Annotated in this window: 26 protein-coding genes; 19 read left to right on the top strand and 7 right to left on the bottom strand. The window is 73.0% G+C overall.

The features are described from left to right. Positions 1-116 precede the first annotated feature (116 nt). The 4 genes from ettA (at position 117) to ACFYM6_RS27745 (ending at position 3,723) form a co-directional block, all read left to right on the top strand. Positions 117-1,793, top strand: coding sequence for an energy-dependent translational throttle protein EttA (gene ettA / locus ACFYM6_RS27730; protein ID WP_387280162.1), 1,677 nt, complete (start codon positions 117-119; stop codon positions 1,791-1,793). Continuing rightward, positions 1,786-2,229 carry a thioesterase family protein gene (locus ACFYM6_RS27735; RefSeq protein ID WP_357440968.1) on the top strand — a complete coding sequence of 148 codons (444 nt, stop codon included), beginning with the start codon at positions 1,786-1,788 and terminating at the stop codon, positions 2,227-2,229. Before ettA ends, ACFYM6_RS27735 begins: the two co-directional genes overlap by 8 nt. Positions 2,230-2,338: 109 nt before the next feature. Beyond that, positions 2,339-3,007, top strand: a complete 669-nt coding sequence (locus tag ACFYM6_RS27740; protein WP_387280164.1) for a hypothetical protein — start codon at positions 2,339-2,341, stop codon at positions 3,005-3,007. A gap of 131 nt (positions 3,008-3,138) precedes the next feature. Next, positions 3,139-3,723, top strand: a complete 585-nt coding sequence (locus ACFYM6_RS27745; RefSeq protein ID WP_357440974.1) for a YbjN domain-containing protein — start codon at positions 3,139-3,141, stop codon at positions 3,721-3,723. 49 nt (positions 3,724-3,772) lie between these two features. Here the strand turns inward: ACFYM6_RS27745 and ACFYM6_RS27750 are convergent, their stop codons facing one another. From ACFYM6_RS27750 to ACFYM6_RS27760, 3 genes are all read right to left on the bottom strand, one after another. Continuing rightward, positions 3,773-4,162, bottom strand: coding sequence for a globin (locus ACFYM6_RS27750; RefSeq protein ID WP_387280227.1), 390 nt, complete (start codon positions 4,160-4,162; stop codon positions 3,773-3,775). An 83-nt stretch (positions 4,163-4,245) separates the two neighbouring features. After that, entirely contained in the window at positions 4,246-5,637 is a 1,392-nt protein-coding gene (locus ACFYM6_RS27755; protein ID WP_387280229.1) for an MFS transporter, read from the bottom strand. 248 nt (positions 5,638-5,885) lie between these two features. Continuing rightward, complete coding sequence (locus ACFYM6_RS27760) at positions 5,886-6,926, bottom strand: mechanosensitive ion channel family protein (protein ID WP_387280231.1); 1,041 nt, start codon at positions 6,924-6,926, stop codon at positions 5,886-5,888. A gap of 285 nt (positions 6,927-7,211) precedes the next feature. Here ACFYM6_RS27760 and ACFYM6_RS27765 point away from each other — a divergent pair, with 285 nt between their 5' ends. Continuing rightward, positions 7,212-7,751 (top strand): HNH endonuclease, encoded by a 540-nt coding sequence (locus ACFYM6_RS27765; RefSeq protein ID WP_073836615.1) that lies wholly within the window; start codon positions 7,212-7,214, stop codon positions 7,749-7,751. A gap of 133 nt (positions 7,752-7,884) precedes the next feature. On the opposite strand, the gene ACFYM6_RS27770 is transcribed toward ACFYM6_RS27765, so the two are convergent. The 3 genes from ACFYM6_RS27770 to ACFYM6_RS27780 form a co-directional block, all read right to left on the bottom strand. Further along, positions 7,885-8,658, bottom strand: a complete 774-nt coding sequence (locus tag ACFYM6_RS27770; RefSeq protein ID WP_387280233.1) for a class F sortase — start codon at positions 8,656-8,658, stop codon at positions 7,885-7,887. A gap of 492 nt (positions 8,659-9,150) precedes the next feature. Next, positions 9,151-9,660 (bottom strand): hypothetical protein, encoded by a 510-nt coding sequence (locus ACFYM6_RS27775; RefSeq protein WP_357440978.1) that lies wholly within the window; start codon positions 9,658-9,660, stop codon positions 9,151-9,153. A 112-nt stretch (positions 9,661-9,772) separates the two neighbouring features. After that, positions 9,773-10,243 carry an Lrp/AsnC family transcriptional regulator gene (locus ACFYM6_RS27780; RefSeq protein WP_357440982.1) on the bottom strand — a complete coding sequence of 157 codons (471 nt, stop codon included), beginning with the start codon at positions 10,241-10,243 and terminating at the stop codon, positions 9,773-9,775. 139 nt (positions 10,244-10,382) lie between these two features. On the opposite strand from ACFYM6_RS27780, the gene ACFYM6_RS27785 reads away from it, so the two are divergent. The 14 genes from ACFYM6_RS27785 to ACFYM6_RS27850 all read left to right on the top strand — a co-directional run bounded on the left by ACFYM6_RS27785 (position 10,383) and on the right by ACFYM6_RS27850 (position 23,556). After that, positions 10,383-11,267 carry a tryptophan 2,3-dioxygenase gene (locus ACFYM6_RS27785; RefSeq protein ID WP_387280235.1) on the top strand — a complete coding sequence of 295 codons (885 nt, stop codon included), beginning with the start codon at positions 10,383-10,385 and terminating at the stop codon, positions 11,265-11,267. A 14-nt stretch (positions 11,268-11,281) separates the two neighbouring features. Continuing rightward, positions 11,282-12,559 carry a kynureninase gene (gene kynU, locus ACFYM6_RS27790; protein ID WP_387280167.1) on the top strand — a complete coding sequence of 426 codons (1,278 nt, stop codon included), beginning with the start codon at positions 11,282-11,284 and terminating at the stop codon, positions 12,557-12,559. Positions 12,560-12,673: 114 nt separating this feature from the next. Continuing rightward, on the top strand, positions 12,674-14,008 hold the full coding sequence (locus ACFYM6_RS27795) for an FAD-dependent oxidoreductase (protein ID WP_387280169.1): 1,335 nt from the start codon (positions 12,674-12,676) through the stop codon (positions 14,006-14,008). A gap of 20 nt (positions 14,009-14,028) precedes the next feature. Next, positions 14,029-15,510, top strand: a complete 1,482-nt coding sequence (locus ACFYM6_RS27800) for a 2-hydroxymuconic semialdehyde dehydrogenase (protein ID WP_387280237.1) — start codon at positions 14,029-14,031, stop codon at positions 15,508-15,510. Positions 15,511-15,626: 116 nt separating this feature from the next. Then, positions 15,627-16,424 carry a 2-keto-4-pentenoate hydratase gene (locus tag ACFYM6_RS27805; RefSeq protein ID WP_387280171.1) on the top strand — a complete coding sequence of 266 codons (798 nt, stop codon included), beginning with the start codon at positions 15,627-15,629 and terminating at the stop codon, positions 16,422-16,424. Between the two features lie 53 nt (positions 16,425-16,477). After that, positions 16,478-17,443, top strand: a complete 966-nt coding sequence (locus ACFYM6_RS27810; protein ID WP_387280239.1) for an acetaldehyde dehydrogenase (acetylating) — start codon at positions 16,478-16,480, stop codon at positions 17,441-17,443. Continuing rightward, positions 17,440-18,495: a 4-hydroxy-2-oxovalerate aldolase gene (dmpG, locus tag ACFYM6_RS27815; RefSeq protein ID WP_387280173.1), complete on the top strand. Its 1,056-nt coding sequence runs from the start codon at positions 17,440-17,442 to the stop codon at positions 18,493-18,495. Before ACFYM6_RS27810 ends, dmpG begins: the two co-directional genes overlap by 4 nt. After that, positions 18,492-19,265 carry a 2-keto-4-pentenoate hydratase gene (locus ACFYM6_RS27820; RefSeq protein ID WP_387280175.1) on the top strand — a complete coding sequence of 258 codons (774 nt, stop codon included), beginning with the start codon at positions 18,492-18,494 and terminating at the stop codon, positions 19,263-19,265. Before dmpG ends, ACFYM6_RS27820 begins: the two co-directional genes overlap by 4 nt. Next, a complete protein-coding gene (locus ACFYM6_RS27825; RefSeq protein WP_387280177.1) occupies positions 19,262-19,690 on the top strand; it encodes a RidA family protein in 429 nt (142 codons plus the stop codon). The genes ACFYM6_RS27820 and ACFYM6_RS27825 overlap by 4 nt, the downstream gene beginning before the upstream one ends. Beyond that, positions 19,687-20,211, top strand: coding sequence for a 3-hydroxyanthranilate 3,4-dioxygenase (locus ACFYM6_RS27830; RefSeq protein ID WP_357441007.1), 525 nt, complete (start codon positions 19,687-19,689; stop codon positions 20,209-20,211). Before ACFYM6_RS27825 ends, ACFYM6_RS27830 begins: the two co-directional genes overlap by 4 nt. Beyond that, the gene (locus ACFYM6_RS27835) at positions 20,211-21,212 is read left to right on the top strand and encodes an amidohydrolase family protein (RefSeq protein ID WP_387280179.1); all 1,002 of its coding nucleotides are present in this window, start codon (positions 20,211-20,213) and stop codon (positions 21,210-21,212) included. The genes ACFYM6_RS27830 and ACFYM6_RS27835 overlap by 1 nt, the downstream gene beginning before the upstream one ends. 123 nt (positions 21,213-21,335) lie before the next feature. Then, entirely contained in the window at positions 21,336-22,796 is a 1,461-nt protein-coding gene (locus ACFYM6_RS27840) for an amidase (protein ID WP_387280181.1), read from the top strand. A 75-nt stretch (positions 22,797-22,871) separates the two neighbouring features. Beyond that, positions 22,872-23,156, top strand: a complete 285-nt coding sequence (locus ACFYM6_RS27845; RefSeq protein WP_073836601.1) for a hypothetical protein — start codon at positions 22,872-22,874, stop codon at positions 23,154-23,156. Continuing rightward, entirely contained in the window at positions 23,143-23,556 is a 414-nt protein-coding gene (locus ACFYM6_RS27850) for a DUF5130 family protein (RefSeq protein WP_387280183.1), read from the top strand. Before ACFYM6_RS27845 ends, ACFYM6_RS27850 begins: the two co-directional genes overlap by 14 nt. 184 nt (positions 23,557-23,740) lie before the next feature. Here the strand turns inward: ACFYM6_RS27850 and pepN are convergent, their stop codons facing one another. Then, on the bottom strand, positions 23,741-26,290 hold the full coding sequence (gene pepN, locus ACFYM6_RS27855) for an aminopeptidase N (protein ID WP_387280185.1): 2,550 nt from the start codon (positions 26,288-26,290) through the stop codon (positions 23,741-23,743). Positions 26,291-26,432: the final 142 nt, after the last annotated feature.

The following is a 26,432-nucleotide window of genomic DNA, read 5'->3' on the forward strand; positions in this document are numbered from 1 at the left end:
TGTCAGGATTGACGGTGGCGTGCGCGTGGCCGGCCCCGGCCGGCGGCGGCGGGCGGAGATGCCGACCCGCGCCCGTGCCCGCGACCCAGACGCAACCGACGGAGGTAGCCCGCACCGTGGCCCAGTTCATCTACGTCCTGGAAAAGGCGCGCAAGGCGCACGGCGACAAGGTCGTGCTCGACAACGTGACGCTGAACTTCCTGCCGGGGGCCAAGATCGGTGTGGTCGGCCCGAACGGCGCCGGCAAGTCCAGCCTCCTCAAGATCATGGCAGGCTGGGACCAGCCGAGCAACGGCGAAGCCCGGCTGATGCCCGGCTACACCGTCGGCATGCTGGCGCAGGAGCCGCCGCTGAACGACGCCAAGACGGTCCTCGGCAACGTCGAGGAGGCGGTCGCCGAGACCAAGGCCAAGCTGGAGCGGTTCAACAAGATCGCCGAGCAGATGGCCACGGACTACTCCGACGAGCTGATGGAGGAGATGGGCCGGCTCCAGGAGGAGCTGGACAACGCCGAGGCCTGGGACATCGACTCCAAGCTCGAGCTGGCGATGGACGCGCTGCGCTGCCCGCCGCCGGACGTCGACGTGACCAAGCTGTCCGGCGGTGAGCGCCGCCGGGTGGCGCTGTGCAAGCTGCTGCTGGAGGCGCCGGACCTGCTGCTGCTCGACGAGCCCACCAACCACCTGGACGCGGAGAGCGTGCAGTGGCTGGAGCAGCACCTGGCCAAGTACGCCGGCACGGTCATCGCGATCACCCACGACCGGTACTTCCTCGACAACGTGGCCGGCTGGATCCTGGAGCTGGACCGCGGCCGGGCCATCGGCTACGAGGGCAACTACTCCACCTACCTGGAGAAGAAGGCCGCCCGGATGGCCGTCGAGGGGCGCCGCGACGCCAAGATGAAGAAGCGCCTCGACGAGGAGCTGGAGTGGGTCCGCTCCAACGCCAAGGCCCGGCAGACCAAGTCCAAGGCCCGGCTCGACCGCTACGAGGAGATGGCCACCGCGGCGGAGCAGACCCGCAAGCTGGACTTCGAGGAGATCCAGATCCCGCCGGGCCCGCGGCTGGGCAGCACCGTCATCGAGGTCAACAACCTCACCAAGGCGTTCGGCGACCGGGTGCTGATCGACGGCCTCAGCTTCTCGCTGCCGCGCAACGGCATCGTCGGCGTGATCGGCCCGAACGGCGTCGGCAAGACCACCCTGTTCAAGACCATCGTCGGGCTGGAGGAGCCGACCACCGGCTCGGTCAAGGTCGGCGACACGGTCTCGCTGTCGTACGTCGACCAGAGCCGGGCGGGTCTGGCCGGCGACAAGACGGTCTGGGAGACGGTCTCCGACGGGCTGGACCACCTCCTGGTCGGCAAGGTCGAGATGCCGTCGCGGGCGTACATCGCCGCGTTCGGGTTCAAGGGGCCGGACCAGCAGAAGCCGACCAAGGTGCTCTCCGGTGGCGAGCGGAACCGACTCAACCTGGCGCTGACCCTGAAGATCGGTGGCAACGTCATCCTGCTCGACGAGCCGACCAACGATCTGGACGTGGAGACCCTCGGCAGCCTGGAGAACGCGCTGCTGGAGTTCCCGGGCTGCGCCGTGGTCATCTCCCACGACCGGATGTTCCTGGACCGGGTCGCCACGCACATCCTGGCCTGGGAGGGCGACGACCAGAACCCGGCCAAATGGTTCTGGTTCGAGGGCAACTTCGAGGCGTACGAGAAGAACAAGATCGACCGGCTCGGCGCCGAGGCCGCCCGTCCGCACCGGGTGACCTACCGCAAGCTCACCCGTGACTGACCGCTTCGTCTACCACTGCACGCTGCGCTGGTCCGACCTGGACGCGTACGGGCACGTCAACAACTCGCGCTTCCTCACCCTCTACGAGGAGGCGCGGGTGGCGTTGATGTTCGCCGGCGGGCGGGCGTGGGGGGTGGGCTCGTTCGCCGACGGGGTGGTCATCCGCCGGCACGAGGTCGACTACCTGCGCCCGGTCGACTACGCGCTGGGCCGGGCCACCGCGGAGGCGGCGCCTACGGTCCGCATCGAGCTCTGGGTGGAGGAGCTGCGGGCCGCCTCGTTCACGGTCGCCTACGAGCTGTACGACGGCGAGGTGCTGGCCAGCCGGGCCCGGTCCGTCCTCGTCCCGTTCGACCTGGCGGCGCAGCGGCCCCGCCGGATCTCCCCGGAGGAGCGGGCCTTCCTGCTCGGGTACGCGCCGGGGGTGGCGGAGTGAGCGCGCGGAGCGGTTCCGCGCGCCCCGCGGCCGGGAGCCGAGGGGGCGGCGTGAGCGTGCGGCGCGGGCCGGTTCGGCGAGCCCCGCGGCCGCGAACCGAGGAGTTTGGGTGACCGGGCCGACGGCGGGGCACGGGCTCGACGGGGTGGCCGACGCGGGGGCCTTCCTGGCCCGGCTGATCCGGCTGGACCCGGCCACCCTGGTCCGGCTCCGGCCGGTGCCCGGCGTCGGCCGTACCGCCCTCTGGGCCCGGTTGCCGTGGGGCGTCCTGGTGGTCCGCACGGTCACCGGGACGGCGCCGGGTGACGTCACCGTCGCCGCCGGGGAGCTGCTGGCCGAGCTGTCGGCCGGGGGCGCCGCGCTGCCCCGGCGTCGCGACGACGGCTGGCGCTGGCCGCTGCCGCCGCCGGCCAGTCGGGCGGTGGAGTCCCTGCCCGCCGAGGACGTACGCCGGATCGCCGCCGCGGCGGCCGGGACGCTGCGCGAGGCGGCCACGCACGGCGTGGCGGGCCGCGCGGTGGGGGAGCGCGCGCTGCGGGACGCATTGCTGGACCACGTCGCCGTGGTGGTGACTCCGGACGACGCGCCGGACGCCCCGGTGGAGGTGCCGCAGCGGTTGGTGCAGGGGCTGGTCCGGATGGGCTTCGTCGGCACCGGCGACATCCGGGTACGCGTCGCCGGCCGATGGGTCGGTCTGGTCGGACCGTACGGAGCGGCCTGGTCGCGGAAGGTGGCGGAACTGGGCCTTACGCCCACAATCACTCATCCGAACGGATGACCCCGGATCATTCTTCCGGTTTGGTGCGTCCGTTGGGGGGATGCCTCAGCCCGGCTGTACGGGTACCGTCCATGCTCGGATCCAACGCACCGTAGGCGGCTGGATCCGCTGGGGAGTGAGGTGCGCGAGCGATGCCGTGGTGGTCATGGCGCCCAGGTCCCGCCAGTGGCGGCGATCCGGAAACTCGAACCGGGATCACAGTGGAGGAAACCGTCCGGGTCGGACCACCGACCCCCCGCCAGCCGGGGGACGACACCCCGGCCGCCGAGCGGCCCGTGATCGCGGACATGCCGGCAACCGTCGCCCCGGTCACCCTCCGCCGGGTCTGCGACGCGCTCGACCTGCTCGACGTGCGTTACCTGGCCGACGGCGACGGCAACCTGCTGGCCATGTGGGAGCGGCACGCGGTGCTGGTCACGCTGGAGGGGCCGGACGACGAGATCCTGGTGATGCGGGCCCGTCCACACGCGACGGTGCCGCCGGACTGGGCCGATCGCGCCTACCGCGTGGTCAATGAGTGGAACCACACTCGACGGTTCTGCAAGGCGTACATCGGCGATCCGACCGAGCGCGGCCAGCTCCCGATCTACGCGGAGCTCCAGGTCCCGCTCGGCGCCGGCACCCACGACGCGCTGCTGGTCGAGATGCTCGACTGCGGCGCCGCGGTGGCCACCACCTTCGTGGACTGGCTGCACGACGAGGGCGCCCTGCTCTGACCGCGTTGGCCGGGGCCCCCGGGCCCCGACGCCGCGCGATTCGCTGCCGTCAGGCCCCGGCGGCCGGGTCCTCCATCACGTTGACCATGAAGTACGCGGCCCGCTCCAGGTAGTCCCAGAGCGCGCTGGCGATTTCCGGCGGCAGGTCCAGCCGGTCCACGGCGCGCCGCATGTGGCGCAGCCAGGCGTCCCGCTCGGCCGCCCCGATCCGGAACGGCGCGTGCCGCATCCGCAGCCGCGGGTGGCCACGCTGCTCCGAGTAGGTGCGCGGGCCGCCCCAGTACTGCATGAGGAACAGGGTCAGCCGGTCGGCCGCCGGGCCGAGGTCCTCCTCCGGGTACATCGGGCGCAGCAGCGGGTCATCGGCCACACCCGCGTAGAACTCATCCACCAGCTTGCGGAAGGTGGGTTCGCCGCCGACCGCCTCGAAGAGGGTCATCGACTCGCCTGGGGAATTCACCCTTCCATCCTGCCAGGTGCCGACTGCGCAACCGCCCCGCCCACCGGCCGGCGGGAGTCAGCTCACCCCACCGCGTGCCGGCGCCGGTCCCGCTCACCGGAGCGGTTGCCGATCACGCCGGACGCGCCCGTCATGGCCGGGGTGTGCGCGTCTGGGCCGGCGCCGTCCCGGGCGACCGAGTCGGCCTCGGCCGCCGCGACGGTCGCGGCCACCGTCTCCGGGCGCGGCCAGGTGAGCACCGCCAGGAGCATCAGCCCCACTCCGGCGGCACTCCACACCCCCACCACCAGGGGGATGTTGAACCGTTCGGCGAGCGCCCCGGTGACCAGCACGGCCGCACCCTGGGTGATCTGCGTCCCACTGGCCATCACGCCGAACGCGCGGGCCCGGTAGCCGTCCGGCAGGGCACGGACGAACAGGCCGTTGGCCACCGGCAGCAGCCCGCCCACCGCGAAGCCGCAGCCGGCGGCGAGGAGCGCCACCAGGAGCGGCGGCGGGTCGAGCAGGGCGGGAACGAGCGCCGCCGGGGCGAGGACCGCCAGCGGGCGGATCAACGCCACCCGGCGGCCCGGGGCGACGAGCCGGCTGATCAGCAGCCCGCCGAGGATGTAGCCGACCGGGTTGGCCGCCATGATCACCGCCTGGGCGGTGCCGGCGTCCATCGCGCCGTCGGTCCGATCGGCGGCCCATGGGGCGGCCAGCCCCTCCGGCACGATCGAGAAGACCACCGCGCTGAACACCACCACGGCGATGGCCCGCAGGACCTGCTGACCGAAGACGATGCGGAAGCCCTCACCGGTCTCCCGCAGCAGGTGGCTGCGGTGCGCGGCGGTCATCGCGGGCGGCCGGTCCCGGAGGCCGAACCGGCACAGGGCGGCCGACAGGCCGAAGGTGGCCGCGTTGATCAGCAGGGCGACGTTGGGGTCGATCGCGGCGATCGCCGCGCCGAGCAGGTAGCCGACGACCTGGGCGGCCTGGGCGGTGCTCGCGGTGACCGACAGGCCCAGCACCAGCCGGTCGCCAGTGAGGATGTGCGGCGTCAGCGCGGACCGGGCGGCCTGGCTCGGCGGGTTGGCCAGGGTGGCGGCGAAGATCAGGGCGAGGATCGCCCAGGGGGGCATCACCGGCACGGCCACCAGTGCCATCAACGCCATCCGGATGACGTCACAGATCACCATGACCTGCCGGTACCGGTGCCGTTCGGCCAGCGCGGAGAGCAGTGGGCCGCCGATCAGCCAGGGCAGGTAGCTGGCCGCGAACGCGGCGGCGGAGAGCGCCACCGAGTCGGTCTCCCGGTAGACCAGGACGGTGACGGCGGCTTTAGCCAGGTAGTCGCCGACCCAGGAGAGGGTGCTGGCGGTGAAGAGGGCGCGGAACTCCGGCTGGCTGAACACGTCGCGGAAGGTGGCCGAACCCTCCTGGGCGGGTCGCTCGTCGGACACCGTCGCCTCCATCGTCCCCGGGCCGACCACTCGTGGTGGGACCGACCGGGAACCGTCGTCAGGTTTACGGATCAGCGAGGACACGAGCACGCTCCGACCGGAGCGTGCTTACCGGATTCTGCCCGATCGTCTGACAACTGGCTAGGGTGAACGGATTGATCGTCGCATCTCCGACTGAACGATCGGACGATACCCGAGGGGCCGCACGGCGCGCGACCCCCGCCAACCGCCGGCCCCGCAGGGCCGGGTGGCGACCGACCTCAGGTCGCGCCGCCGGTGCCCGTCTCCCCGGGAGTCGGGACGTTGGGCGGCAGGCCCGGGTAGAGCCGGGCCGCCGCGATCCGGGCGGTGATGCCGGAGTTCTCCAGCGCCTCGGCCAGCCGGCGGCGCAGCTCGCGGCCGACGGCGAACTGCCCGTCGGCGGTCGTCTTGACCACCGTGCGGATCACCGCCCCGTCCACCGTCATCTGTTCGACGCCGAGTACCTCCGGCGCCTCGACGATCTGGGGTGCCAGCTCCGGGTCCATCGCCACCGACGTGGCCGCCGTACGCAGCACCGCGGTGGCCTCCTCGGTGCCGGCGAAGCCGATCGGCAGGTCCACCACCACCAGGGCCCACCCCTGGCTCTTGTTGCCGACCCGGACGATCTCGCCGTTGCGGATGTACCAGAGCACGCCCCGGCCGTCCCGGACCGTGGTGACCCGCAGGCCCACCGCCTCCACCACGCCGGTCGCCTCGCCGAGGTCGACGGTGTCGCCGACGCCGTACTGGTCCTCGATCAGCATGAACAGGCCGGCGATCAGGTCCTTGACCAGGCTCTGCGCGCCGAAGCCGAGGGCGACGCCGGCGATGCCGGCGCTGGCCAGCAGCGGGGCCAGGTCGAAGCTGAACTCCTTCAGCACCATCAGCAGCGCGATGCCGAAGATGAAGGCGGTGACCATGCTGCGCAGCACCGAGCCGATCGCCTCGGCGCGCTGCCGCCGCCGCTCCGGCACGAAGTCCTCCGGGTTCGCCGCGGCGCTGGGGATCCGCTCGCGCAGCGGCTTGAGCAGGGTGGGCACCGAGGTCTCGCTCGTCGTCCGGACGAGCCGGTTGATCGCCCGATGCAACGCCCAGCGGGCGACGAAGGCCAGCAGCAGGATCAGGATGATCCGCAGCGGCTTCAGCACGATCCAGTAGCTGCCCTCGGCGAACCAGACTGAGCCGGTCAGCTCCAGTACCTGCTTGCACAGGGGGTCGGTCCGGCAGTCGACGGACGGACTCGGGCCGGGGTCGGGCGCGGCGGCCAGAACGCGGAGCATCAGGTCGGCGGTACTCACCCTGCTTTCGTACCGCACGGCTCCTGGGCGTCCGCTGCTGACCCACCGCGACGCGGGCCGGGTCACGGTGAACCGGTCATCGTGGCACAGCCACGAAAGGTTCATGAGGGTACCCCGGATTAGTACGTGCAATCGCGGGTCCGATCAGGGACGATGGGCGCAGCGGACGTCGGTGATCCGGCCGGCGTCGGTGCGGCTCCCCGCTGCCTGCGGGCACCCCCCGGCGCAAACAGCGGCAGGAGCGGCTGGACCGGGAGGGTGAGCACGATGCCTGACATACGACCCACGGCGGGCTCCGGTGCACTCGTTCTCAACGCCACCTACGAGCCGCTGTGTGTCGTGTCGGTGCGTCGCGCCGCGATCCTCGTGCTGTCCGCCAAGGCCGTCTGCGTCGCGGACGGCGACGGCGTCCTGCACAGCGCCCGCAACGCGCTCCCGGTCCCCTCGGTGGTCCGGCTGACCCGTTACGTCCGGGTGCCCTACCGCACCCATGTCGGGCTCTCCCGCCGGGCCATCTTCGCCCGGGACGGCTGGCGGTGCGCCTACTGCCGCGGTCCGGCCGAGACCATCGACCACGTCTTCCCGCGCAGCCGGGGCGGCCGGCACGCCTGGGAGAACGTGGTCGCCGCCTGCGCCCGGTGCAACCACACCAAAGGGGACAAGACGCCGGCGGAGCTGGGCTGGCGGTTGCACAGCCTGCCGGCGGCCCCGAAAGGGACGGCCTGGCGGGTGCTCGGGCACCGGGCGCCGGACCCGCGCTGGGCGGACTGGCTGGACCTGCGCGAGCCCGAGCCCGAGGCCGCCTGAGCCCGTTCACCGGCCACCCGCCTGAGCCCGTTCACCGGCCGCCCGCCTGAGCCCGTTCACCGGCCGCCCGCCTGAGCCCGTTCACCGGCCGCCCGCCTGAGCCCGTTCACCGGCCGCCCGCCTGAGCCCGGGCTCACGGGCCACGCGCCTCGACCAGTGACGCGTAGACCACCAGGTTGTCGGCGTATCCGGTCGCGCCGCCCACCCATCGGCCGCCGCAGGTGATCAGGCGCAGGTTCGGCTGGCTGAAGTCGCCGAAGATCTCGTTGACCGGCAACCGCTCCTTGCCGTACCGCTGCACGGAGGTGACCTCGAAGACGGCCACCGAGTGGTCCTCCCGGGTCACCTCGACCCGGTCACCGTCGTCCAGTTTCTTGAGATCGTGGAAGACGGCCGGGCCGGTGGTGGTGTCGACGTGCCCGACGATCACCGCCGGGCCGTTCTGTCCCGGGGTCGGTCCCTGGTCGTACCAGCCGGCCTCGCCGGCCCGCTCCAGCGCGGGTACGGCGATGCTGCCGTCGGCGGCGATGCCGACCCGGTGCACCGGGGCACGCAGGCCGAGCTTGCCGATCGCGAGGTCGGTCGGCGGGCTCGCCGCCAGCACCGGGAACTTCTTCGGCGGCGGCCGTATCCCGGCGAAGAGCCGGTCCGGCAGCACGGTGACACCGGTCACCCGTTCCACGCCGAGCATCGCGATGATCAGCACCATCAGCGTGCCGATCACCAGCACCGGGGCGCCGGGGCCCCGCCGCGCCGCGTACCGCCAGCGGGCGGCGGTGCGGGTGGGCCGGACCGGCGCGGTGCGGGCGCGCGGTTCGGCGGTGGCGACGCTGGCCGTGGCGGCCTGGCCGGCGGTGCGGGCGAACCGACGGGTCGCCCGGGTCACCAGCCGGAGCGAGGTCCGCAGCCCGCGGCCGGCCGTACCGGGCCGGGTCCTGCGGGCGTCCCGGTTCGCCTGCGGCCGGACGTTCCGCACGTGGCCCACGCCCCGGGCGGGCCGGCCGCGGCCGCCGCCGATCCGCCGGGTGCGGCCGTCGCCCTGGATGCGCGGGCTGCCGTCGAGGCGGGCCGGCCGGCCACCGATCCGCCGGGTGCGGCCGTCGCCGTGGATGCGGGTGCCGCGGCGACCGGGGACCGGCGGCATGCGACCGTCCCGACGGATCCGGGCGGCCCGGCCGTCGCCCTGGATCCGGAGGCCGCGGCCCCTGCCGTCGATCCGCGTGGGGCGTCCGCCGGGGCCGGCCGGCGCGGGCGCGCCGGTCAGGGCGGCGACACCGCCGGCGCCATCCCGCGTCGCCGGGGTGCGGCCGTCGCCGCGGATCCGCGTGCTACGACCGTCGTCCCGGGCGTCCGGCTGCCGGCCGGGTCGGGTCCGTGGGCCTGCCATGGCCGCACCTCGTCAGAAGCGCGAACCGGTCCTGCGGCGGGCGCCGACGCCGGCCACCACCGCCACCGCGACCAGCCCGCCGACCAGCAGCAGCGAGCCGGCGCCCCGGCCGCCCGCCGTGCCGCCCCCGCCGGTGGCCGGGCCCTTGCTGGGCTGGGCCATGTTCAGCACGGTCAGCACGGTCTGTGCGGTGTTCCCGTTGGAGCAGCGCAGGTCGACCGGGAAGTCACCGGCCTGCTTGTTGGCCGGGATGGTCACCGCCCCGGTGAGGAAGCCGTTGTCCGGTCGGAGCATCACCCGCCCGAAGGCGTCCGAGTTCACCTCGGCCTGCCGGTTGTTCGCGTTGTCGCAACTGGCCCGGATGTTCACCCGGGTGCCGGCCTGCGCGGGATTCGGCGTGACCTCGACGAAGACGTTCTCCCCGGCGCGGGCCGGCGTGGCGGTGATCAGGATGAACGCCCCGACCAGGGCGAGCACGCCCAGTACGGCGGACAGGGCGCGGTGTGACACGAGCCCTCGCATGGTTCCCCCCTCCCGGTGCGGCGCACCGGAATCCTGCTGACGGGCAGTGCCGGCTGCTTTCCCGCTGGCGCCGGGGCAAACCGGCGCGGGACCGCCGACCGGGGGATCACGCTCAGCGGCGGCGACCGGCCGACGATGAACCGGTGCGGGGCAGCGGGGTGACCGGGTGCCAGTCCAGCGGGGTGGAGAGCACCATCGTGCTGGACGGCTGGCCGTACGGGGCGAGCCGGTCGATGACCCGCTCGAACTCGTCGATCGAGCCCGCCGCGACCTTGAGCATGCTGCACGCGTCCCCGGTGATCCGGTGGATCTCCATGATCTCCGGCCAGCCCGCCACGTCCGGGTCGTTGAGGATGCACCGGGACCCGTAGCAGGACATCCGGATCAGGGCGACCACGGTACGGCCGGCCCGGGTCAGGTCCACGTGCGCGTGGTAGCCGGTGATCACCCCGGACTCCTCCAGCCGGCGGACCCGTTCGGCCACCGCTGGCGGCGACAGGTGCACCCGGCGGGACAACTCGCTGAACGAGAGCCGGGCGTCGGCCTGGAGTTCGCGCAGCAGGGCCCAGTCCATGTCGTCCACTGCGTGACCTTTCCTTCGTGAACCCGGGAGCCGTGCGGCCTTCAACACGACAGGTCAAACCACCGTACCGCCGTTGAACAGGCATTCCATCGGTGGATCCAGGAGCGGGATCATGTCGTCTACCCGCGTACCGAGGGAGATGACGGTGGAACAGACGACGGCGGTTCGGCCGGCCACCCCGCAGCAGCGGGCGGCCCGGGCGGCGCGCAACGGCGGCGAGCCGACGCTGGAGTTCGCCGACCGGGTGCCCTACGACGCCTACGTGCGGGCGAGCACGCTGCACCGGTTGCAGCAGCCGCTCAGCGACGATCCGGGCGAGATGTCCTTCCTGATGGTCAGCCAGATCATGGAGCTGTACTTCGGGCTGACCTGCCACGAGCTGCGGCACGCCCAGCGGGAGCTGCGGGCCAACCGGATCTGGGAGGCGCTGCCCCCGCTGCGCCGCGCCGCCCTGCACCTGGAGGGGCTCAACGCCGCCTGGCAGGGGCTGCGCTGGATGACCCCGGCCGACTTCAACCGCTTCCGCGACCGGCTCGGCGAGGGCTCCGGCTTCCAGTCCGCCATGTACCGGCAGCTGGAGTTCCTGCTCGGCCTGCGCGACCCGGCCCTGATCCGCCCGTTCCGCCGGCAGACCGAGGTGCACGCGGAGCTGACCGCCGCCCTCGCCGCGCCGAGCCTCTGGGACGACGTGATCGCCCTGCTCGCCCGGCGCGGCTTCGACCTTCCCGGCGAACTGCTCGACCGGGACGTGGCGACCGAGCACGACCCGCACCCCACGGTCGAGGCGGCGTGGGTGCGCATCTACGCCGACGGCGGCCCGGACAACCACCTGCGCCTGCTGGGTGAGGCGCTGACCGAGGTGGCCGAGCGGTTCGGCGACTGGCGCTGGCAGCACATCAAGGCGGTGCAGCGGACCATGGGCGCCAAGGTCGGCAGCGGCGGCTCGGCCGGGCTGGCCTGGTTGCAGCGCAGCATGGCCCGGGTGGTCTTCCCCGAGCTGTGGTCGGCCCGGACCGCGATGTGACCGGAGAGAAGGACATGCCCACCCCCGAAGAAGAAGCCCGCCGGCTCGACGCCGCCGACCCCGGCCACCGGCACCTGTTCCACGTGCCCCCCGCCGAGGGCGGGCGGTACCCCGAGGTGGCGTACCTGGCAGGCAACTCGCTGGGCCTGCAACCCCGGGCCACCCGGGAAGAACTCCTCGCCGACCTGGACGCCTGGCGCCGGCTGGGCGTGGAGGGGCACCTGGAGGCGGAGCGGCCCTGGCTGCCGTACCACGAACTGCTGACCGCGCCGGCCGCGCGCCTGGTCGGCGCGCTCCCGGCCGAGACCGTGGTGATGAACTCCCTCACGGTCAACCTGCACCTGCTGATGGTGAGCTTCTACCGGCCGGCCGGCGAGCGGACCCGGATCGTCATCGAGGACAGCGCCTTCCCGTCGGACAGCTACGCGGTGCGCAGCCAGGCCCGGTTCCACGGCCTGGACCCGGACGCCACCGTGGTCCGGTTGACGCCGCGCCCGGGCGAGGACACCCTGCGCACCCAGGACGTCCTCGACTTCCTGGCCGCCGAGGGGCACACCGTGGCGCTGCTGCTGCTCGGCGGGGTCAACTACCTGACCGGCGAGCTGATGGACCTCCCGGCGATCACCGCCGCCGGGCGGGCCGCCGGTGCGGTGGTCGGCTGGGACCTGGCGCACGCGGCGGGCAACGTCCCGCTGGCGCTGCACGACTGGGACGTCGACTTCGCCGCCTGGTGCTCGTACAAGTACCTCAACTCGGGGCCGGGCGCGCTGGCCGGTGTCTTCGTTCACGAGCGGCACCTGGGCGACCCCGGCCTGCCCCGGTTCGAGGGCTGGTGGAGCACCGAGGCCGCCACCCGGTTCGAGATGACCCCGGTCTCCCGGCCGCCGGCCACCGTCGAGGCGTGGCAGATCTCCAACCCGCCGATCTTCGCGATGGGACCGGTGCGTACCTCGCTGGAACTCTTCGACTCGGTCGGCATGCCGGCGCTGCGGGAGCGCAGCCTCCGGCTCACCGGCTACCTGGAGCGGCTGCTGGACGAGGTGACCGTCGGCCGGCCGCTGACCGTGGTCACCCCCCGCGACCCGGCCCGCCGGGGCTGCCAGCTTTCCATGCGGATCGGGGTGGGCAGTGCGAACGAGCTGACCAAGCGGCTGCGGCACGAGCACGGCGTGATCGCCGACGCGCGGGAGCCGGACATCGTCCGGTTCGCCCCGGTGCCGCTCTACTCGACGTACCACGACTGCTGGCGGGTCGCCGACGCGCTGGCCGCCACCGTGGAGGTGAATCGGTGAGCGCGAGGAGTGAGCCGGGTTTGCGAGCCCCGCAGTCGCGAACGAAGGTGACGCGGTGAGCGCGAGGAGTGAGCCGGGTTTGCGAGCCCCGCAGTCGCGAACGAAGGAGGCACAGTGAGTGACCGGCGGGAGGAGATCGCCGTCGTCGGGGCGGGACTGGCCGGCTGCCTGCTGGCCTGCTACCTGGCCCGGCGCGGATACCCGGTGGCCCTCTACGAGCGGCGGCCCGACCCGCGCAGCGGGCAGGTCGAGCGGGGCCGCTCGATCAACCTGGCGCTGTCCGAGCGCGGCCTGGACGCGTTGCGCCGGATCGGGCTGGAGCGGCAGGTGATGGCGGACGCGCTGCCGATGCGTGGCCGGATGATCCACCCCGTCGAGGGGGAGCCGCAGTTCCAGTCGTACAGCGGCTCCGGCGACCGGGCGATCAACTCGATCAGCCGGGGCGCGCTGAACAACGCCCTGCTCACCGCCGCCGCCGCGCGGCCCGGGGTGCGGGTCGCGTTCGACCACCGGCTGGTCGGGCTCGACCCGGCCACCAACGAGATGACCTTCGAGACCCCGCAGGGCAAGGTCACCGCCACCGCGTCGGTGGTCCTCGGCGCCGACGGCGCCGGCTCCGCCGTGCGTGGGCAGCTCCTCGGGTACGGCGCGCTGACCGAGAGCCTGGACTTCCTCGACTACGGCTACAAGGAACTCAGCATCCCGCCGATCGGCGGCGAGTTCGCCCTGGATCCGGGCGCCCTGCACATCTGGCCGCGGGGCACCTCGATGATGATCGCCCTGCCCAACCCGGACCGCTCCTTCACCTGCACCCTGTTCTGGCCCACCCACGGCACCGCGAGCTTCGCCTCGCTGGGCAGCCCGGCCGCCATCGAGCGGTACTTCCGCACCCACTACCCGGACCTGATCCCGCTCGCGCCGAACCTGGTGGACGACTACCAGCACAACCCGGTCGGCGTGCTGGGCACGGTCCGCTGCACCCCGTGGCAGGTGGACGGCAGGGTGGGCCTGCTCGGCGACGCGGCCCACGCCATCGTGCCGTTCTACGGCCAGGGCGCGAACTGCGCCTTCGAGGACGTGGTCGAGCTGGACCGCTGCCTGGACGAGTGCGGCGACCAGTGGTCCGTGGCGCTGCCGCTGTTCGAGCAGCGGCGGCAGGCCAACGCCGAGGCGATCGCCCGGATGGCGCTGGCCAACTTCGTGGAGATGCGGGACAAGGTCGCCTCGCCGGTGTTCCAGACCCGCAAGCGGATCGAGCACGCCCTGGAGCGGGCGCTGCCCGGCCGGTACGTGTCGCAGTACGAGCTGGTCTCCTTCTCCACCACCCCGTACGCCGAGGTGCGCCGCCGGGTGCGCCGGCAGTACCAGGTGCTCGGGGCGGTCGCGACCGGCGCGGTGGCGGCGCTGGCCGGCGCGGCGATGGTGCTCGGCCGAGGGAGGCGGCCATGAGGCTCTGGGATCCGCGGCTGATGGCCGGGCATGCGCCGGACGGCCCGGGCCTGCTGCGCAACTTCGTCGGCGGTGAGTTCGTCGCCGCCGGGCGGCGGTTCACCAAGCGCAGCCCGGTGACCGGCGAGCCGGTCTTCGAGGTGGTCGAGGCCGACTCGTCCACGGTGGACGACGCGGTGGCGGCGGCCCGGGCGGCGCTGCGTGGCCCGTGGGGCCGGATGGGCGAGCGGGAGCGCGCCGAGGTGCTGCGGCGGATCGCCGACGAGTTGGAACGCCGCTTCGACGATCTGGTCGCCGCCGAGGTGGCCGACACCGGCAAGGCCATCTCCCAGGCCCGTACCCTGGACATCCCGCGCGGCGCGGCCAATTTCCGGGCGTTCGCCGAGATCGTGGCGACCGCGCCGACCGAGTCGTTCACCACGGTCACCCCGACCGGCGGCCGGGCGCTCAACTACGCGGTCCGCAAGCCGGTCGGTGTGGTCGCGGTGATCGTGCCGTGGAACCTACCGCTGCTGCTGCTCACCTGGAAGGTCGCGCCCGCTCTGGCCTGCGGCAACGCGGTGATCGTGAAGCCCAGCGAGGAGACCCCGGCGTCGGCCACCCTGCTCGCCGAGGTGATGGCCGCGGCGGGCGTGCCGGAGGGCTTGTTCAACCTGGTGCACGGCTTCGGCCCCGACTCGGCCGGGGAGTTCCTCACCCGGCACCCGGGCGTGGACGCGATCACCTTCACCGGGGAGTCCGCCACCGGCAGCGCCATCATGCGGGCCGCCGCGGACGGGGTGAAGGCGGTCAGCTTCGAGTTGGGCGGCAAGAACGCCGGCCTGGTCTTCGCCGACGCCGACCTGGACGCGGCGGTCGCCGGGTCGGTCCGGTCCAGTTTCACCAACGGCGGCCAGGTGTGCCTCTGCACCGAGCGGATCTACGTGCAGCGGCCGGTCTTCGAGGAGTTCACCGCGCGGCTCGCCAAGCGCGCCGACGACCTGGCGTACGGCTGGCCGGCCGACGAGGCGACGGCGAACATGCCGCTGATCTCGCACGGCCACCGGGACAAGGTGCTCGGCCACTACGACCTGGCCCGGGCCGAAGGCGCCGAGGTGTGCGCCGGGGGCGGGGTGCCGCGCTTCGGCGACGCCCGGGACGGCGGCGCGTACGTGCAGCCGACCGTGCTGACCGGGCTCGGGCCGGACGCCCGCACCAACCGGGAGGAGATCTTCGGCCCGGTGGTCCACGTCGCACCCTTCGACGACGAGGACGAGGCGTACGCCCTGGCCAACGGCACCGACTACGGCCTGGCGGCGACGGTCTGGACCCGCGACGTGGGCCGGGCGCACCGGGCCGGAGCCCGGCTGGACGCCGGCATCGTCTGGGTGAACACCTGGTTCCTGCGTGACCTGCGCACCCCGTTCGGCGGAGTGAAGGCCTCCGGCATCGGCCGGGAGGGCGGGGTGCACTCGCTCGACTTCTACTCCGAACTCACCAACGTCTGCGTGGACCTCACGTGAGCGGGCGGGGCGGGCAGAATGGCCGGCATCGTGAGCGCGAGGAGCGGGCCGGGGTGGCGAGCCCCGTGGTCGCGAACCGTCGTGAGCGTCGTCAGCGAGCGCAGCGAGGAGCGGGGATGACCACCGTCGACATCGAGGCCGCCAACCGGGAACTGGCCGTCGCCCGGCAGGACGAGAAGCCGTGCCCGCCCCTGCGGGGCCGGCTGCTGCCGGAGGGCGACATCGAGTCGGCCTACCAGGTGCAGCAGGTGTACACCCGGCAGCGGCTCGGCAAGGGTCACCGCCGGGTGGGAGCGAAGATCGGGCTGACCTCGCGGGCGGTGCAGGAGAGCTTCGGCGTGTTCCAGCCCGACTTCGGGGTGCTCTTCGACGACATGGCGGTCGGCGACGGCGTCGAGGTGCCGATGGGCCGGCTGCTCCAGCCCCGGGTGGAGGCGGAGATCGCCTTCGTGCTGGGCGCGGACCTGCCCGACGAGCGGGTCACCACCGTCGACCTGATCCGGGCCGTGGACCACGTGCTGCCGGCCATCGAGATCGTCGACTCGCGGATCGCCGGGTGGGACATCTCCATCGTGGACACCGTGGCGGACAACGCCTCCAGCGGGCTCTTCGTGCTCGGCACCGCGCCCCGCCGGCTCGCCGACCTCGACCTGCGCCTGTGCGGCATGGTGCTGGAGCAGGCCGGAGAGCCGGTCTCGGTGGGGGCGGGGGCGGCCTGCCTCGGCAACCCGCTGCACGCGCTGGAGTGGCTGGCCGGCACGATGGCCCGCGCCGGCGATCCGCTGCGCGCCGGGGACGTGGTGCTCTCCGGGGCGCTCGGCCCGATGGTGCCGGTCACCCCCGGGGCGGCGTACGAGGCGCGGATCTCCGGGCTCGGCTCGGTGCGGACCTGTTTCTCCAGGGAGGCGTCGTGAGCGCGAGGAGTGAGCATGCGAGCCCCGCAGTCGCGAACGAAGAGGGCTCGGCGATGACAGTCGGCGTGGCGGTGCTGGGGTCGGGCAACATCGGCACCGACCTGATGATCAAGGTGCTGCGGCTGAGTGACCGCCTGCGCATGGTGGCGATGGCCGGCATCGACCCGGCGTCGGACGGCCTGGCCCGGGCCCGGCGGCTGGGCGTGGCGACCACCGCCGAGGGCGTGGACGGCCTGGTGGCGCTGCCCGAGTTCGCCGACGTCGAGCTGGTCTTCGACGCCACCTCGGCCGGCGCGCACCGCCGCCACGACGCGGTGCTGCGGGCGCACGGCCGGACCGTGGTCGACCTGACTCCGGCCGCCATCGGCCCTTACGCGGTGCCGCCGGTCAACCTCGACGAGCACCTGCACGAGGCGAACGTCAACATGGTCACCTGCGGTGGGCAGGCGACCGTGCCGATCGTCGCCGCCGTCGGCCGGGTCACCCCGGTGGCGTACGGGGAGATCGTCGCCTCGATCGCCTCGAAGTCGGCGGGGCCGGGCACCCGGGCCAACATCGACGAGTTCACCGAGACCACCGCCCGGGCCATCGAGGTGGTCGGCGGCGCCGAGCGCGGCAAGGCGATCATCGTGCTGAACCCGGCCGACCCGCCGCTGCTGATGCGGGACACCGTCTACTGCCTCTGCCCGGACGCCGACGCCGACCGGTCCGCCATCGCCGCCTCGGTCGGCGAGATGGTGGCCGCCGTGCAGGAGTACGTTCCGGGCTACCGGCTCAAGCAGGACGTGCAGTTCGACCGGGTCGACACCTACGTGCCGTCGCTGGGGCGGCAGCTGGCCGGGCTGCAGGTCTCCGTCTTCCTGGAGGTCTCCGGCGCCGGGCACTACCTGCCCGCGTACGCCGGCAACCTGGACATCATGACCTCGGCCGCGCTGCGCACCGCGGAGCGGCTGGTGGCCCTGCGCTCGGCCGGGCGCGGCCCCGCGCCGGCACGGCACGCGGAGGTGACCGTCCGATGACTGATCTCTACATCCAGGACGTGACGCTGCGGGACGGCATGCACGCCATCGCGCACCGGTACACCGTGGACCAGGTGCGGATCATCGCCGCCGCGCTGGACGCCGCCGGGGTGGCCGCCATCGAGGTGGCCCACGGCGACGGCCTCGCCGGGTCCAGCGTCAACTACGGTCACGGCGCGGCCAGCGACGCCGACTGGATCTCCGCCGCCGCCGAGGTGCTGACCGGCGCGAAGCTCACCACGCTGCTGCTGCCCGGGATCGGCACCATCGCCGACCTGAAGGCCGCGAAGGCGCTCGGGGTGACCAGCGTCCGGATCGCCACCCACTGCACCGAGGCGGACATCTCCGCCCAGCACATCTCCTGGGCCCGGGAGAACGGCATGGACGTCGCCGGGTTCCTGATGATGTCGCACATGAACGACCCGGCCGGGCTGGCCGCCCAGGCCAAGCTGATGGAGTCGTACGGGGCGCACTGCGTCTACGTGACCGACTCCGGCGGCCGGCTGCTGATGTCCGACGTGGCCGAGCGGATCGACGCGTACCGGCAGGTGCTCGAACCGGAGACGCAGGTCGGCATCCACGCCCACCACAACCTGTCGCTCGGGGTGGCGAACAGTGTGGTCGCGGTCGAGCACGGGCGGATCCTCGGGGACGGGCCGCTCGGCTCCCCGTCCGGGCGGACCGTCCGGGTGGACGCCTCGCTGGCCGGCATGGGTGCGGGCGCGGGGAACGCCCCGCTGGAGGTCTTCGTCGCGGTCGCCGAGCTGCACGGCTGGAAGCACGGCTGCGACGTGTTCGCGCTGATGGACGCGGCCGACGACGTGGTCCGCCCGCTCCAGGACCGGCCGGTCCAGGTGGACCGGGAGACCCTCTCCCTGGGGTACGCGGGCGTCTACTCCAGCTTCCTCCGGCACGCCGAACGCGCCTCCGCGAGGTACGGGGTGGACGTCCGCTCGATCCTGGTCGAGCTGGGGCGGCGCCGGATGGTTGGCGGTCAGGAGGACATGATCGTGGACGTGGCGCTGGACCTCGCGGGCAAGGAGAACTCATGATCGGACCGGACATCGCGGGGATCGCCGAGAAGCTGGGCGTGGCCGCCGACACGGCCACCGCCATCCCGCAGCTCGCGGCCGAGACCGGCCTCGACGTCGACACCGCGTACGCGGTGCAGACCGCGCTGCTTGAGCGCCGCCTCGACCGGGGCGAGCGGCTGGTCGGGCTGAAGATGGGGTTGACCAGCAAGGCGAAGATGGCCCAGGTCGGCGTGGACGAGGTGATCTGGGGCCGGCTCACCGACGTGATGCGGGTCCCCGACGGCGGGAACGTCGACGTGGCCGCCTTCATCCACCCCCGGGTGGAGCCGGAGGTGGCGTTCCTGCTGGACCGCCTGCCCGAACCCGGCGAGCCGGTCGGCGCGTTCACCGACGCGGTGCGCGCGGTCGCCCCGGCCATCGAGCTGATCGACTCCCGGTACGCCAACTTCACCTTCTCCCTGCCGGACGTCATCGCCGACAACACCTCGGCCGCCGCGTTCGTCGTCGGGCCCTGGTCGCCGGTGCCGGAGGGGCTGGACAACCTCGGCGTGCTGCTGGAGATCGACGGCCGGGTGGCGCAGGTCGGCTCGACCGCGGCGATCCTCGGCGACCCGCGCCGGGCCCTGGACGAGGGGCTCCGGCTGGCCGGCCGGCACGGGGTCCGGCTGCGCGAGGGCTGGCTCTTCCTCGCGGGGGCCGCCACCGCGGCCGTTCCATTGCGTCCCGGCGCTCACGTCCGTGCCGTTGTCGAGAAGCTCGGCACGGCTACCCTGCGGGCTTCGTCGTGAGTGGCGGGGCGCGCGTGGTGGCCGGGAAGGCGGTCCCTCGGGGCGCGTTCCCGCACGTCAAGGTGGCGGGCGGGTTCGTCTTCGTCTCGGGTACGTCGTCCCGGCGGCCGGACAACACCTTCGCCGGTGTCGAGGTGGACGAGTTCGGCACGACCAACCTGGACATCCGGGTGCAGACGCGGGCGGTGATCGAGAACATCCGGGATCTGCTGCGGTCGGTCGGCGTCGACCTGTCCGACCTGGTCCAGGTCACCAGCTACCTGGTCAACATGAATGATTTCGGTGGATACAACGAGGTGTGGGCGGAGTTCTTCGACGCCACCGGGCCGACCCGGACCACGGTGGCGGTGCACCAGCTGCCGCATCCGCACCTGCTGATCGAGATGCAGGCCGTGGCCCTACTTCCGTCGGGAGGTCAGTCGTGAGTGAGATCGCCGAACCGTTCAGCTTCCAGGGCTGGATCGGGGAGAACCAGCACCTGCTCAAGCCGCCGGTGGGCAACAAGGAGATGTTGCCGGGCAGCGATGACTTCATCGTCATGGTGGTGGGTGGCCCCAACCAGCGGACCGACTTCCACGTCGACCCGTACGAGGAGTTCTTCTACCAGGTCAAGGGCAACATGCACGTCAACCTGATGCTCCCCGAGGGCCCGCGTACGGTGCACGTCCGCGAGGGTCAGATGTGGATGCTGCCGCGCAACACCCCGCACTCGCCGCAGCGGCCCGAGGCCGGTTCGATCGGCATGGTGATCGAGCGGGTCCGCGAGGAGGGCACGCTGGAGAAGTTCCAGTGGTACTGCCCCGAGTGCAGCCACAAGGTGCACGAGGTGGAACTCCAGGTCCGCGACATCGCGGCCGACCTGCCCCCGGTCTTCTCGGCGTTCTACGCCGACGAGAAGGCCCGTACCTGCACCAACTGCGGCGCGCTGCACCCGGGCAAGGGCTGATGCCGGGACGTGTCGTGGACGTGCACACGCACGTCGTACCCAAGGGGTGGCCGGACCTCGCCGCGGCGTGCGGCGGGTCCGGCTGGCCCTGGCTGCGGGTGGACTCCGAGCGCGCCGCCATGATCATGGTCGGCGAGACGGAGTTCCGGCCGGTCGGCGCGGAGTGCTGGGATGCGGCGACCCGGCTGGCCGACATGGCCGCCGACGGCGTCGACGTGCAGGTGGTCTCGCCCACCCCGGTCTTCTTCAGCTACGACCGCCCGGCCGAGCAGGCCGTCCGGGTGGCCCGGATCTTCAACGACCTCACCTTGGCGGTGACCGCTGCCGGGGGCGACCGGCTGGTGCCGTTCTGCCAGGTGCCGTTGCAGGACCCGGACCTGGCCTGTGCGGAGCTGGACCGCTGCCTGGCGGCCGGCCACGTCGGGGTGGAGATCGGTAACCACGTGGGCGACCGCGACCTCGACGACGAAGGCATCGTGCAGTTCCTGACCCACTGCGCGCAGGTGGGCGCCCCGGTCTTCGTGCACCCCTGGGACATGCCGGGCGGCCCGCGGCTGGACCGCTGGATGGCCCGCTGGCTGACCGGGATGCCGGCCGAGACGCACCTTTCGGTGCTGGCGCTCATCCTCGGCGGGGTCTTCGACCGGGTGCCGGAGACGCTGCGGATCTGCTTCGCGCATGGCGGCGGCAGCTTCCCGTTCTGGCTGGGCCGCGCCGACAACGCCTGGCACCGCCGGGGCGACCTGGTACGCGGCGCCTCCACCGCCCCGCCGAGCTCCTACGTCGACCGGTTCTGCGTCGACTCGGTGGTCTTCGACCCGGCCGCGCTGCGGCTGCTGGTCGACACCATGGGGGAGGACCGGGTGCTGGTGGGCAGCGACTACCCGTATCCGCTGGGGGAGCGGCCGGTCGGTCAGGTGGTCCGGAAGGCGGACTTCCTCACCGCCGACCAGCGCGACAAGCTCCTCTCCCGCAACGCCCTGCGCTTCCTGCACGGCTGACGGCGGCCCAGCCTCGACTGCGACACCACCCCGCGTCTCCACACATCCCGATGCCGGCCGTGGCGCGCAGGCACGCGGCGGGTGATGAGTGCGAGGGGCGTGGCTACCAGGCAGGATGGGGGCATGGCCGAGCCGCACGACCTGACCGCGCTGGAGCAGGCCGCCGCGATCCGCCGGGGCGAGCTGTCCAGCGTGGAGCTGGTCGAGCACCATCTGCACCGGGTCGAGGCGCTCGGCGACACGGTCGGCGCGTTCGTCACCGTCACCCCCGAGCGGGCCCGGGAGGCGGCCCGGGCCGCCGACGCGGTGCCGATGGACCGGCGCGGGCCGCTGCACGGCGTACCGACCGCGATCAAGGACCTCACGCTGACCGCCGGGGTGCGGACCACCTTCGGTTCGGCCGCCTTCGCCGACCTCGTGCCGCCCGTCGACGCCGACGTGGTCCGGTTGATGACCGCCGCCGGGCTGGTCAGCCTCGGTAAGACCACCACCTCCGAGCTGGGCTGCTCGCTCTACTCGGAAGGGTTGGTGGCGCCACCGGCGCGGAACCCGTGGCGTCTCGCGTACACCGCGGGCGGTTCCAGCGGCGGCGCGGCGGCCGCGGTGGCGGCCGGGCTGGTGCCGGTGGCCCAGGGCTCCGACGGCGGCGGCTCGCTGCGCATCCCGGCGTCGCTCTGCGGTCTGGTCGGATACAAGCCGAGCCGGGGCCTGGTCTCCGGCGGCCCGCTCGGGTTCGGCGGGTTCGGGCTGCCGGTGAACGGCCCGCTCGGACGGACCGTCCCCGACGTGGCCGCGCTGCTCGACGTCATGGGCCAACCGATGCCCGGCGAGCCGTACCTGCCGCCGGCCGCGCCCGCCGGCGGTTACCTGCGCGTCGCCCGCGACGCGGCGCCCGGGCGGCTGCGGATCGGCCGCTTCACCACGCCGATGCTCGCCGAGGAGCCCGTCCACCCCGACTGCGTGGCCGCCGTCGACCGGGCCGCCGCGCTGCTCACCGCGGCCGGCCACGAGGTGGTCGAGGTCCCCGCGCCGCTCGGCCCGGCGGCGTGGCCGCTCTTCGAGACCCTCTGGTACGTGCTCGCGCTCTCCCCGGTGCCGCCTGAGCGGGAGAGCGAGCTGCTGCCGCTGACCCGGTTCCTCCGCTCCCGGGGCGCGGCCGTCGGCGCCGGTCCGCTGCTGGCCGCGCTCGGTGAACTGCAGTCCCAGGTACGCCTCGGCGTCCGCCGGACCGCCGGCTGCGACCTGCTGCTCTGCCCGACCCTGGCCGCGCCGCAGGCGCCGGTGGGCGCGTTCGCCGCCCTCGACCCGGCCGAGGATTTCGACCGGCAGCGCCGCTTTTCGCCGTACTGCGCCATCTTCAACGTGACCGGCGATCCGTCCGTTTCCCTGCCGCTCGGCCGGACCGGTGACGGCCTGCCGGTCGGGGTGCTGCTCACCGGCCGGTACGGCGCGGACGCCACATTGATCGCCACGGCCGCGCAGTTGGAGCACGGCTGTGGCGGGTGGGATCAGCACCCCGCAATCTGGCGGGCGGTCGGCTCCGCTAACGTGAACATCACAAGCGGGGTCGGGGACCCGTCGTGATGATCGTCCACCCGACCCGGAATTCCTGGTCTCTCTTTCCGCCTGGGGGCGTTGGGATTGTCTGTTACCGAGACGTTGCTGGTCTTCGCTGGCATCCCGGCGGCCGCGGTGCTGGTGATCGCCGGACTGGCGTTCGTCGGCGGCCGTGGCGGCGGTGGCGGCGCCAAGCGCTACCGGCCGGGCCGGCCCTTCGACTTCACTCCGGTCTGGTTCCTGGGCCGTCCGGAGCAGCTGGCCGACTCGGCCGGCACGGCACTGGCCGCCGGGGCGCAGGCGCCGGCGCTGAGCAGCCGCAAGCAGGAACTGGCCGGCCGCGAGGCGCCGGCCGCGGGTACCGGAGGCGCAAGTGACCGTTGGTGAGATGTCGGCCGCGACCGGGACGAGCAACCCGCCCCAGGTGCTGGACGGGCCCTTCTCGACCCGTCAGCTGCTCCGCATCGACGAGGCGCTCCGCCTGGCCGACCAGGGCACCGGGCTGGTCTTCTCGGTCTACGTCGGCGGCCTGGACGAGCCGATCCGGGAGCACGCCGAGCGGCTGCACCGGCAGCTCGCCGAGCCGGACAAGTCGGTGCTGATCGCCGTGTCGCCCAACCAGCGGCAGCTGGAGATCGTCACCGGCCGGTACGCCCGCAAGCGCATCCCGGACACGTACGCCAAGCTCGCCGCGCTCTCCATGGTGGCGTCCTTCGGCGGCGGCGACCTGGCCGGCGGCATCATCCAGGGCCTCGACCAGCTCGCCAGCCACGCCGGCAAGGGCTAGCCGCTTCCCGTACGACGATGCCCGCCCCGCGAACTCGCGGGGCGGGCTTCGTCGTACGGGCTCGTCAGCGCCCTCTCGCGACCGCCAGATCCGCGCAACCTCGGGGATACTGCTGCCTCCCGACGAGACGAAGCAGCATCCTCGGTGAGGTTGCGCGGATCTGGAACGGCCTGCGCGGACCCGGTCAGGCGCTCCGGGCGTCCTTGGCCCGGGCCTTCAGGGCGCGGACCACGCCGTCGCGGCCCTCGGCGACCAGCCGGCGCAGCGGAGCCGGATGCCCGTCGCCCGCCAGCCACGCGTCGGTCGCCGCCACCGTGTCGTCCTCCACCAGATACGCCGGGTAGGCGAGCTGGGCGAACTCCTGCGCCGGCTCGCTGTCCCGGCTGCCCCAGACCTGGCCCACCGTGGCGAAGTACTTCTCCCGGTACGGCGCCACGAGGTCGACCTGCGCCGGGTGCGTGAAGCCCTGCAGCAGCGCCCGGTTGCGCCAGTTCGGCAGCGCCTCCGGGCCGGTGAGCGCCGCCCACACCGCCGCCTTGTTCTCCGCGGTCGGCACCAGGGCGTGCGCGTACGCGGCCTCCCGCTCGCCGCTGGCGGTGCGGTCCCGGGCCAGCTCGGCCTCCACCTCGGCGGCCCCGGCCGCACCGTTGGCCACCAGCGACTGGAGCACCCCCCAGCGCAGCTCGGTGTCCACCGACAGCCCGGCCGGCACCTCGACGCCGTCCAGCCAGCCGCGCAGCGCCGCCAGGTCCTCGGCGGACCGGGCCGCGGAGGTGTACGCCCGGGCCCAGGCGAGCTGGAACCCGCTGCCCGGCTCGGCCGCGGCCAGCGCCGCGCGGGCGGTACGGGCCAGCTCGGCCCAGCCGGTCGGCGCCCACGCCGGGTCGGCGTAGAAGGTGAGCGCGGTGGTGGCCTGCCGCAGCGTGGCGGTGACCAGGTTGATGTCGCTCTCGGCGGGCAGGCCGGCCAGCACCAGCGCGACGTAGTCCCGGGTGGACAGCTCGGCGTCCCGGACCATGTCCCAGGCGGCCGTCCAGCACAGCGCCCGCGCCAGCGACGACTCGAAGCCCGCGATGTGCTGCACCACGTTCGCCATGGACCGCTCGTCCAGCCGCAGCTTGGTGTAGGTGAGGTCGTCGTCGTTGAGCAGCAGCACGTCGGCGGCGGGCGTGCCGTGCAGCGCGGACAGCTCCGTCGTCTCGCCGGTCACGTCCACCTCGATCCGCTCCCGGCGGACCAGCCGCCCGTCGGCCAGGTCGTAGAGGCCCACGCCGATCCGGTGGGTACGCAGCGTCGGGTGCCCGGCCGGCGCCTCCTGCCGGACCAGCACCCGCTCGTAGCTGCCGTCGGTGCCGATGGTGAGCTCCGGGCGCAGCGTGTTGACCTGCGCGGTCTCCAGCCACTGGGCGGCGAACTTGCGCAGCTCCCGGCCGGACGCCGCCTCCAGCTCGGCGAGCAGGTCGTCGAAGGTGGCGTTGCCCCAGGCGTGCTTGCCGAAGTATGCCCGCAGGCCGGCCAGGAACGGCTCCTCACCGACGTACGCGACGAGCTGCTTGAGCACGCTGGCGCCCTTGGCGTACGTGATGCCGTCGAAGTTGACCTCGACCGCCTCCAGGTCCGGCATCTCGCAGTAGACCGGGTGGGTGGAGGAGAGCTGGTCCTGCCGGTAACCCCAGTTCTTGCGGATCGACAGGAACGTCGTCCAGGCGTCCTGGAACCGGGTGGCGTGGGTGTTGCACCAGTGGCTGGCCCACTCGGCGAACGACTCGTTCAACCACAGGTCGTTCCACCAGCGCATGGTGACCAGGTCGCCGAACCACATGTGGGCCAGCTCGTGCAGGATCGTGTTGGCGCGCTGCTCGTACTCGAAGTCGGTGACCTGCGAGCGGAAGATGTAGTGCGACTCGGCGTGCGTGACGCAGCCGAAGTTCTCCATCGCGCCGGCGTTGAAGTCCGGCACCCAGAGCTGGTCGTACTTGGCCAGCGGGTACCGCACGCCGAACTTCTCGTGGAAGAAGTCGAAGCCCTGCTTGGTGATCAGGAACAGGTCGTCCGAGTCCAGGTACTGCGCCATCGAGGCCCGGCAGAAGACGCCCAGGTCGATGCCGTCGTGGCTGTCCCGCACCTCGTGGTACGGCCCGGCGCAGAGCGCGGTGATGTAGGTGCTCATCCGCGCCGACTCGACGAAGTGGACGGTCTTGAGCGCCTCCCCGGCCGGCTCCTCCCGCTCTACCGGCATGTTGGACACCACCCGCCAGTGGTCCGGCACGGTGGCGTGCCAGGTGTAGACGCTCTTCAGGTCGGGCTGGTCGAAGCAGGCGTACACCTTCTGCGCGTCCGCCGTCTCGAACTGGCTGTAGAGGTAGGTCTCGCCGTCGACCGGGTCGACCGTGCGGTGCAGACCCTGGCCGCTGTTCGAGTACGCGAAGTCCGCGTCCACCATGAGGACGTTCTCCGCCGTCAGGCCGGCCAGGGTGAGGCCCTTCTCCGCCGCCCAGCCGGAGGTGTCCACCGGCGCGCCGTTGAGCGTGGCGGACCGGACCGAGTCGGCGGCCACCTCGATGAACGTGCTCGCCCCCGGCTCGGCGCAGCGGAACCGGACCTCCGTCACCGAGCGGAACGTGCGGCCGGTGGCGGCCTGCACGGCGGTGGACAGGTCAAGGCTGATGTCGTACCCGGTCACGTCGAGCAGGCGGGCCCGCTCGGTGGCCTCGACCTGGGTCAGGTTACGCACTCCCGGCACTGTTCGTCTCCATCCCACTGTTGTCGCCGCGGCCCGCGGCACCGGCCTCGCCGGCCCGCTCGTGACGGCCGGTCCGCACCGAGTCTTCCATGCAATGACACCCTTCGGTGGCCGAGGTCACGCTCTCATTCCG

The organism is Micromonospora sp. NPDC006431 (assembly GCF_042870725.1).
Taxonomy (GTDB): Bacteria; Actinomycetota; Actinomycetes; order Mycobacteriales; family Micromonosporaceae; genus Micromonospora.